This window comes from Vibrio sp. 10N.286.46.A8, assembly GCF_041470165.1.
In the GTDB taxonomy this organism is placed as follows: Bacteria; Pseudomonadota; Gammaproteobacteria; order Enterobacterales; family Vibrionaceae; genus Vibrio; species Vibrio tasmaniensis_A.
Genome location: NZ_JBFRLX010000199.1, coordinates 1 through 6,435, shown reverse-complemented (window position 1 = coordinate 6,435; position 6,435 = coordinate 1). Strand labels below are relative to the sequence as shown.

5 protein-coding genes, 4 tRNA genes and 1 pseudogene are annotated in these 6,435 nt (G+C 42.6%); 4 read left to right on the top strand and 6 right to left on the bottom strand.

Annotation, left to right across the window (positions count from 1 at the left end; genetic code table 11):
- Window positions 1-114: 114 nt before the first annotated feature.
- The 4 genes from AB4232_RS18480 to AB4232_RS18465 all read right to left on the bottom strand — a co-directional run bounded on the left by AB4232_RS18480 (window position 115) and on the right by AB4232_RS18465 (window position 522).
- Window positions 115-190 (bottom strand) — tRNA-Thr (locus tag AB4232_RS18480).
- Window positions 191-203: 13 nt separating this feature from the next.
- A tRNA-Gly gene (locus AB4232_RS18475) sits at window positions 204-278 on the bottom strand.
- A 39-nt stretch (window positions 279-317) separates the two neighbouring features.
- Window positions 318-402, bottom strand: a tRNA-Tyr gene (locus AB4232_RS18470).
- Between the two features lie 44 nt (window positions 403-446).
- Window positions 447-522, bottom strand: a tRNA-Thr gene (locus tag AB4232_RS18465).
- 209 nt (window positions 523-731) lie between these two features.
- Between AB4232_RS18465 and coaA the strand changes: the two genes are divergently transcribed.
- Entirely contained in the window at window positions 732-1,655 is a 924-nt protein-coding gene (gene coaA, locus AB4232_RS18460; protein WP_372087710.1) for a type I pantothenate kinase, read from the top strand.
- Between the two features lie 7 nt (window positions 1,656-1,662).
- On the opposite strand, the gene birA is transcribed toward coaA, so the two are convergent.
- Window positions 1,663-2,628 (bottom strand): bifunctional biotin--[acetyl-CoA-carboxylase] ligase/biotin operon repressor BirA, encoded by a 966-nt coding sequence (gene birA / locus AB4232_RS18455; RefSeq protein ID WP_372087709.1) that lies wholly within the window; start codon window positions 2,626-2,628, stop codon window positions 1,663-1,665.
- Window positions 2,625-3,671 (bottom strand): UDP-N-acetylmuramate dehydrogenase, encoded by a 1,047-nt coding sequence (murB, locus tag AB4232_RS18450; protein WP_372087708.1) that lies wholly within the window; start codon window positions 3,669-3,671, stop codon window positions 2,625-2,627. Before murB ends, birA begins: the two co-directional genes overlap by 4 nt.
- 66 nt (window positions 3,672-3,737) lie before the next feature.
- Between murB and AB4232_RS18445 the strand changes: the two genes are divergently transcribed.
- The 3 genes and pseudogenes from AB4232_RS18445 to AB4232_RS18435 all read left to right on the top strand — a co-directional run.
- Window positions 3,738-4,169, top strand: a complete 432-nt coding sequence (locus AB4232_RS18445) for a GNAT family N-acetyltransferase (RefSeq protein WP_372087707.1) — start codon at window positions 3,738-3,740, stop codon at window positions 4,167-4,169.
- A gap of 91 nt (window positions 4,170-4,260) precedes the next feature.
- A complete protein-coding gene (pssA, locus tag AB4232_RS18440) occupies window positions 4,261-5,601 on the top strand; it encodes a CDP-diacylglycerol--serine O-phosphatidyltransferase (protein WP_372087706.1) in 1,341 nt (446 codons plus the stop codon).
- 113 nt (window positions 5,602-5,714) lie between these two features.
- A pseudogene (locus tag AB4232_RS18435) lies at window positions 5,715-6,385 on the top strand (IS630 family transposase); the annotation flags it as partial.
- Window positions 6,386-6,435: the final 50 nt, after the last annotated feature.

Genomic DNA, 6,435 nt, shown 5'->3' with positions numbered 1-6,435 from the left:
CAAATTTTTCTTTAGACATGGGGTGTCCCTCTAGGTACGGATTAGGTGGCTTAAAATAAGACCACGCAACCAAAAAAAATGGTTTTCTTTATTAAAGGAGAAGAAGCTTTTGACTGGTGCTAATACCCAGAGTCGAACTGGGGACCTCACCCTTACCAAGGGTGCGCTCTACCGACTGAGCTATATCAGCACACAAAATGAGTTGGAGCGTGCAGCGGGAATCGAACCCGCATCATCAGCTTGGAAGGCTGAGGTAATAGCCATTATACGATGCACGCAACACGTAACTCTGTTTGAGCTATTTAACCTTTAGAATATGGTGGAGGGAGACGGATTCGAACCATCGAAGGCAGTGCCGGCAGATTTACAGTCTGCTCCCTTTGGCCACTCGGGAACCCCTCCAAATTTTGAGCTTTCTCTCGCTTACCTTAAAGAAAGGGAGAAAGTGGTGCCGACTACCGGAATCGAACTGGTGACCTACTGATTACAAGTCAGTTGCTCTACCTACTGAGCTAAGTCGGCACAAGTGGGGCGCATTTTATTGAATGATTTTCCACCTTGCAATAGTAAATTGAAAAAAAGTGAAAAATTCTCCTATCAAATTCCTATATACGGCTATTTAGCTCAAGGTTTCTGCCTTTAACCCACATCTAGTACAGGAAGATATTTTATTTATCTATCGCTTGATGTATTTTCCATGCACTTGTTTTGTTATCCACTATAGAGTTTATATGAGCCCATTTATGTCATTTGACCGCGAACGTTGGTCTGAGCTAAGGAATTTAGTTCCGATGACACTTTCTGAGAGCGACTTAAAAGAGCTTCAAGGCATCAATGAAAAGCTCACAATGGAGGAAGCCGTTGAGATCTACCTGCCGCTCTCTCGCCTATTAAATCTCTATGTGGCAGCCAGACAGAATAGAAACTCAGTACTCCATCAATTCCTGGATAAAAACGAGAAAGCACCACCTTTTATCATCGGTATTGCTGGAAGTGTCGCTGTGGGCAAAAGTACAACTGCACGACTGCTTAAAGCCCTACTTTCTCGCTGGGAGAACCACCCAAAAGTTGAGCTAGTCACAACCGATGGCTTCTTATACCCAAATGAGGTGTTAGAAGAAAAAGGATTGATGAGTAAAAAGGGCTTTCCGGAGTCTTACGATATTAAGCGTTTAGTGAACTTTGTTTCGGATGTAAAAGCATGCAAGAGAAATGTCACGGCTCCCGTGTACTCGCATCTTACGTACAACATTACTGATGACGTTAAGTGTGTCGACCTACCAGATGTGCTTATTATTGAAGGACTTAATGTCTTGCAAACAGGCATGAACGATCCAGACGAGCCACATCGCGTGTTTATTTCAGACTTCCTTGATTTCTCACTCTATGTTGACGCTGATAGCCAACAAATCAAAGAGTGGTACGTCAATCGCTTTATGAAATTCCGCGATGGCGCGTTTACCAAACCTGGCTCTTACTTTAGTCATTACACAAAATTATCGAACCAAGCGGCACTGGATAAAGCGGAAGGTATCTGGAGTTCAATTAATGGCTTGAACCTAGAACAAAATATCCTTCCTACACGAGAAAGGGCTCACTTGATTCTACGTAAAGGCGCAGATCATATGGTTGAAGAAGTGTTACTAAGAAAATAGTAACACCTTAATCGCCTTTTCTTAGCGATATCTCTCCACCGATATAGCTCTCGATACCATTCTCAGTTTTGAGTAATACAGCACCTTGTTCATCGATGCCTTGAACAACACCTTCAATTTCTCTAGGTCCAATGATCAACCTAACATTGCGACCTAAGAAATTATCAAAGCGATTCCAACGCTCTACAAAATTCGACATCCCTTTCAACTCATAATCAACAAGAGACTTATCCCAGGCATTGATCAGAGCCTGTGCTAACTGATTGCGATCGGGCACCTTCCCATCACACACTTCTTTAAGAGAAGTCCACGGTTGGCCAATACCTGATGTTGTTGGATCCATGGATAAGTTTAGCCCTAAACCAATCACAATATGAGCAGCGCCACCAGACTGTCCTGACAGCTCTACCAAGATACCGGCAAGCTTCTTGTCATTGTGGTAAAGGTCGTTCGGCCATTTGAGCTTTATACCTTCTACGCCCATCTCTTCCAAAGCTTCAACAACAGCTACACCAACCACAAGGCTCAAGCCCATCGCGGCAGCCATCCCTGCGTCGAGTCTCCAATACATTGAAAGATAGAGGTTTGCACCGAATGGCGATACCCACTCTCGTCCACGACGTCCACGTCCCGCAGCTTGATATTCAGCAATACATACAGAACCCGATTCGAGGGTGTTAGTACGCTCTAATAGGTGTTGGTTTGTAGAACCTATGATTGGAATCAGTTCAAGAGAAGCATCTCGACTAACAACAGACAATTTGTCTTCGTTAAGCATATCTAAACTGCTAGCTAACTTATAGCCCTTGCCTTGTACTCGGTAGATATCTAAACCCCACCCTTGAATACCTTTAATGTGCTTACTGATAGCCGCTCGTGATACACCAATCATTTCACCTAGATCTTCACCTGAATGAAACTCACCGTCAGCAAGACACTTCAATAGTGCAAGCTTGGTACTGTGTTCTCTCATGCCAATGACTCCAAAGCCTTGTCTAGATTTGTCTCGCAGTCTCGTCCCATAAAACGCACTTCATGTTCTAATCGAATATCGAATTTATTCAAGACAGACTGACGCACTCGCTCTGCAAGCTTAAGGATATCCACAGCAGAAGCCTTATCATAATTGATGATAACTAATGCTTGGTTTGGGTGAACTTGAGCACCGCCTTCTGTCACACCTTTGAACTGGCATTGATCAATCAGCCAGCCTGCAGCGACTTTGATCATGTCATTGCTCTCATAGCCGACAATGTTTGGGTATAGAGCGAACAAGCGATCAAAATGATCTTTGGTGATCACAGGGTTTTTGAAGAAGCTGCCCGCATTGCCTTGGACTCTAGGGTCTGGCAACTTACTTGAACGGATAGCGCATACTTCATCAAATATAGTACGAGGAGAGAGCGTATCGGCTGCTAGGCTTTTTAACGGGCCATAGTGATTGCATGGCTCCCATTCTTTCGGCAACGATAAACCAATCGCAACAACAATCGCTTTATCGTAGAGAGCGTGCTTGAAAATAGAATCTCGGTAACCAAAGAGACACTCTTCTTTGCTTAATCGCTTAACCGTATAAGTATCCAGACACAGGATATCGACATACTCGCATACGTCTTGTAGCTCAACACCATACGCACCAATATTTTGAATCGGAGCCGAACCTGAACAGCCGGGTATCATTGCTAGGTTTTCTAGACCACCAAGCCCTTTATCCACACTCCATTCAACTAAGTTTGGCCAATCTTCTCCCCCACTAACATGCAGTAGGTGATGACTATCCGTCTCGCTCAACTCAATCCCGGATAATTTGTTCACTATGACCAGACCAGCGAAGTGCTCAGTAAAAAGCATATTACTGCCTTTACCCAGTATTAACTTAGGTAAAGCTGACCATTTAGGGTCTCTGTAAACGGAAATTAATTCTTCGATATTGGTGACTTCAACCAACGTATCACACGTCTGATCTATGGAAAAAGTATGAACATTTTTTAAACTAGCATTGAGATGGAATTGCATGGCGATATTCAATTAACTTACACTGCAGTCATTCTACAGCAGATAAACCAATGGCGCAGTGACTGAATGAACAATGTCATCATTACCCAATTAGACCCAGTAAAGGTTCCCCTAGTTAAACGTTTCTATAAAGAACATTACCCAACGGGAAAAGCTAATAAAAGTGAACTGATCTATTCGTTATTACTGGATAACGAGCTGTGCGGTGTCGTGCGCTTTCGTACAATAGAAAATAATCGCTTACTTACTGGAATGGCGATATCAAAACAACATCGCGGTAAGCAATTAGGCTCCAAACTTATGGATTATTGTGCGCAACATGCACTTACGGAAGACGATTACTGCTTTGCGTACGCTCATCTCACCCATTTTTACGCGCGACATAAATTCGTACAGGTAGAGCCTAAAGATCTGCCAAATGGTTTAAGAGTTTTATACGAGCGCTATTCGAATAGCGGAAAAGATCTCATTCCTATGCATTATCAGCAAAATTGTTAGAGAATGCCTCGATTATCTAGTATTTGATGCTATCCCTTTGGTAAAATTAAAGGTTCGCAATTTTGCATATTTTTAAGGTAAAACAGTCAATATGATTGCCAGTAGGAATCCATTCATACAGTTGCCAACCATAGCGCAGAATCCTGACAAGTTTGAAGTACTACTATCAGCGCAAGAGTTTCGAACTCGTCTACTTGATGAGATATCTCGCGCAACGACTCGTATTAGTTTAGTCGCTTTGTATCTTGAAGATGATGAGGCTGGCCGTGAAATCCTAACTGCCTTATATGAAACAAAGCAAAAGAATCCAGAATTAGACGTAAGCGTTTGTGTCGATTGGCACCGAGCGCAGCGCGGATTGATTGGTGCAGAGTCTTCTGAAGGCAATGCAGCCATGTATAAAGAGTTTGCAGAAAAATATCAGCACTCTGTACCCGTCTATGGCATTCCAGTTCGCGGCAAAGAAGTCTTTGGCGTATTGCATTTAAAAGGCTTTATCGTCGATGACAGCGTGATATACAGCGGTGCAAGCCTCAACAATATCTACCTGAATTACCATGACCGCTATCGCTTTGATCGTTACCATGTTTTAAACAACGCAGCGCTTGCTGATTCAATGTTTACCTACGTACACGAACAGATGGTTGCGGACAGCGCTGTTTATGACCTGGCTGATAAGAACAAGCCTTCGACCAAAGAACTGAAACCAGCTATTCGTCAGTTTCGTGCATCATTAGCAAGGTCTCAGTATCAATTCGATGGTCAAGAGGTTTCAACAGACCAAGTTGCTGTAACACCATTAGTTGGTATCGGTAAAAGACGTAACCGTCTGAATCAAGGAATCAATCAACTCGTCGCTCAAGCTAAAGATGAAATCTTCATCTGCACACCTTACTTCAACTTCCCACCTAGCCTAGCTAAAGAAGTGAAGAAAGCACTTAAGCGTGGTGTAAAGGTCAGCATTGTTGTTGGCGATAAGACAGCAAATGATTTCTTTATCTCGCCAGAAGAAGAGTTTAAAACGATTGGTGGTCTGCCATACCTGTACGAACTGAACTTACGCCGTTTCGCTAAAGCGAATGAAGCTCATATTGCTAGCCGTAATCTATCAATTCGACTTTGGCAACACGATTCCAATAGCTTCCACCTAAAGGGCATATGGGTAGATAAGCGCTACATGCTACTAACAGGTAATAACCTAAACCCACGCGCATGGAAGTTGGATCTAGAGAACGGTATCTTTATCCAAGATAACTACCATCACCTAACAGACAAGTTTCAGGCTGAAGTGGATAACATCCTTCAACACACTCAGCTTATCTGTACTTATAAGCAATTGGACAAGGTAGAGAGCTACCCGATGGAAGTTCAAAAATTGATTCGTAAAATCACTCGTGTGAAAGCCGATAGAGTGCTTAAGCAAATACTGTAGTCGGATGTATTAGAAACACTATTTATCAACGTCTAGCAAACGCTAGGCGTTTTTGTATCTGCAATATAAATGACTAAATCGTGAAAATCGTTGATAAGTACCACCACCCGAATTCTATCTATTATCTCCTAGACCTCATGGGCTTTTCTTGGATAACTTCTCGCTCCAAACACCCCAAACAATCACAGCAAATCCAAGACGATTTAAAAAAATCAAAATAGAAACGGTCCTTAAGATCCCCGGTCATATTGGGCTAGAGTGTGTTGATGTCTGGTTTCAAGACGAAGCTAGGTTTGGTCAACAGAACACAACTACACGTCTTTGGGCGACTCGTGAAACGAGGCCTCGCGTGGTAAAACAACAGCAATTTGAATACGCTTATTTGTTTGGTTCGGTATGCCCTGAAAGAGGAATTGGTGAAGCAATAGTGGTTCCTTGGGTCAACAAGAACATAATGAAAAATCACTTAGAGCAGATATCGAAAGCTACAGAAAAAGGACGTTATGCAGTCGTTATTGTGGATGGAGCAGGCTGGCATACTGATGATATTACGAGAGAATTGAATAACGTCACTACTATTAAGCTTCCTCCCTACTCCCCAGAGCTCAACCCTATAGAGCAAGTTTGGAGTTGGTTGCGACAACATTATCTAGCGAATCAAATTTTCACTGATTATAACGACTTTGTTTCCAAGGTTTGTCGCGCTTGGAATGGATTTCTTGAGTGCAAAGAAAGATCGCGTCACCAAAATGACCAGAAGAGATTAGATAAACCTGATCAGTAATTTTCCGGATTGGTATAACAGAAAAACACTTTTTCAAATGTAAAAAAGCC

Bases quoted from the DNA above. Each gene is read 5' to 3' on its own strand.
- coaA (WP_372087710.1), top strand. From the start codon at position 732: ATGAGCCCATTTATGTCATTTGACCGCGAACGTTGGTCTGAGCTAAGG.
- birA (WP_372087709.1), bottom strand. From the start codon at position 2,628: ATGAGAGAACACAGTACCAAGCTTGCACTATTGAAGTGTCTTGCTGAC.
- murB (WP_372087708.1), bottom strand. From the start codon at position 3,671: ATGCAATTCCATCTCAATGCTAGTTTAAAAAATGTTCATACTTTTTCC.
- AB4232_RS18445 (WP_372087707.1), top strand. From the start codon at position 3,738: ATGAACAATGTCATCATTACCCAATTAGACCCAGTAAAGGTTCCCCTA.
- pssA (WP_372087706.1), top strand. From the start codon at position 4,261: ATGATTGCCAGTAGGAATCCATTCATACAGTTGCCAACCATAGCGCAG.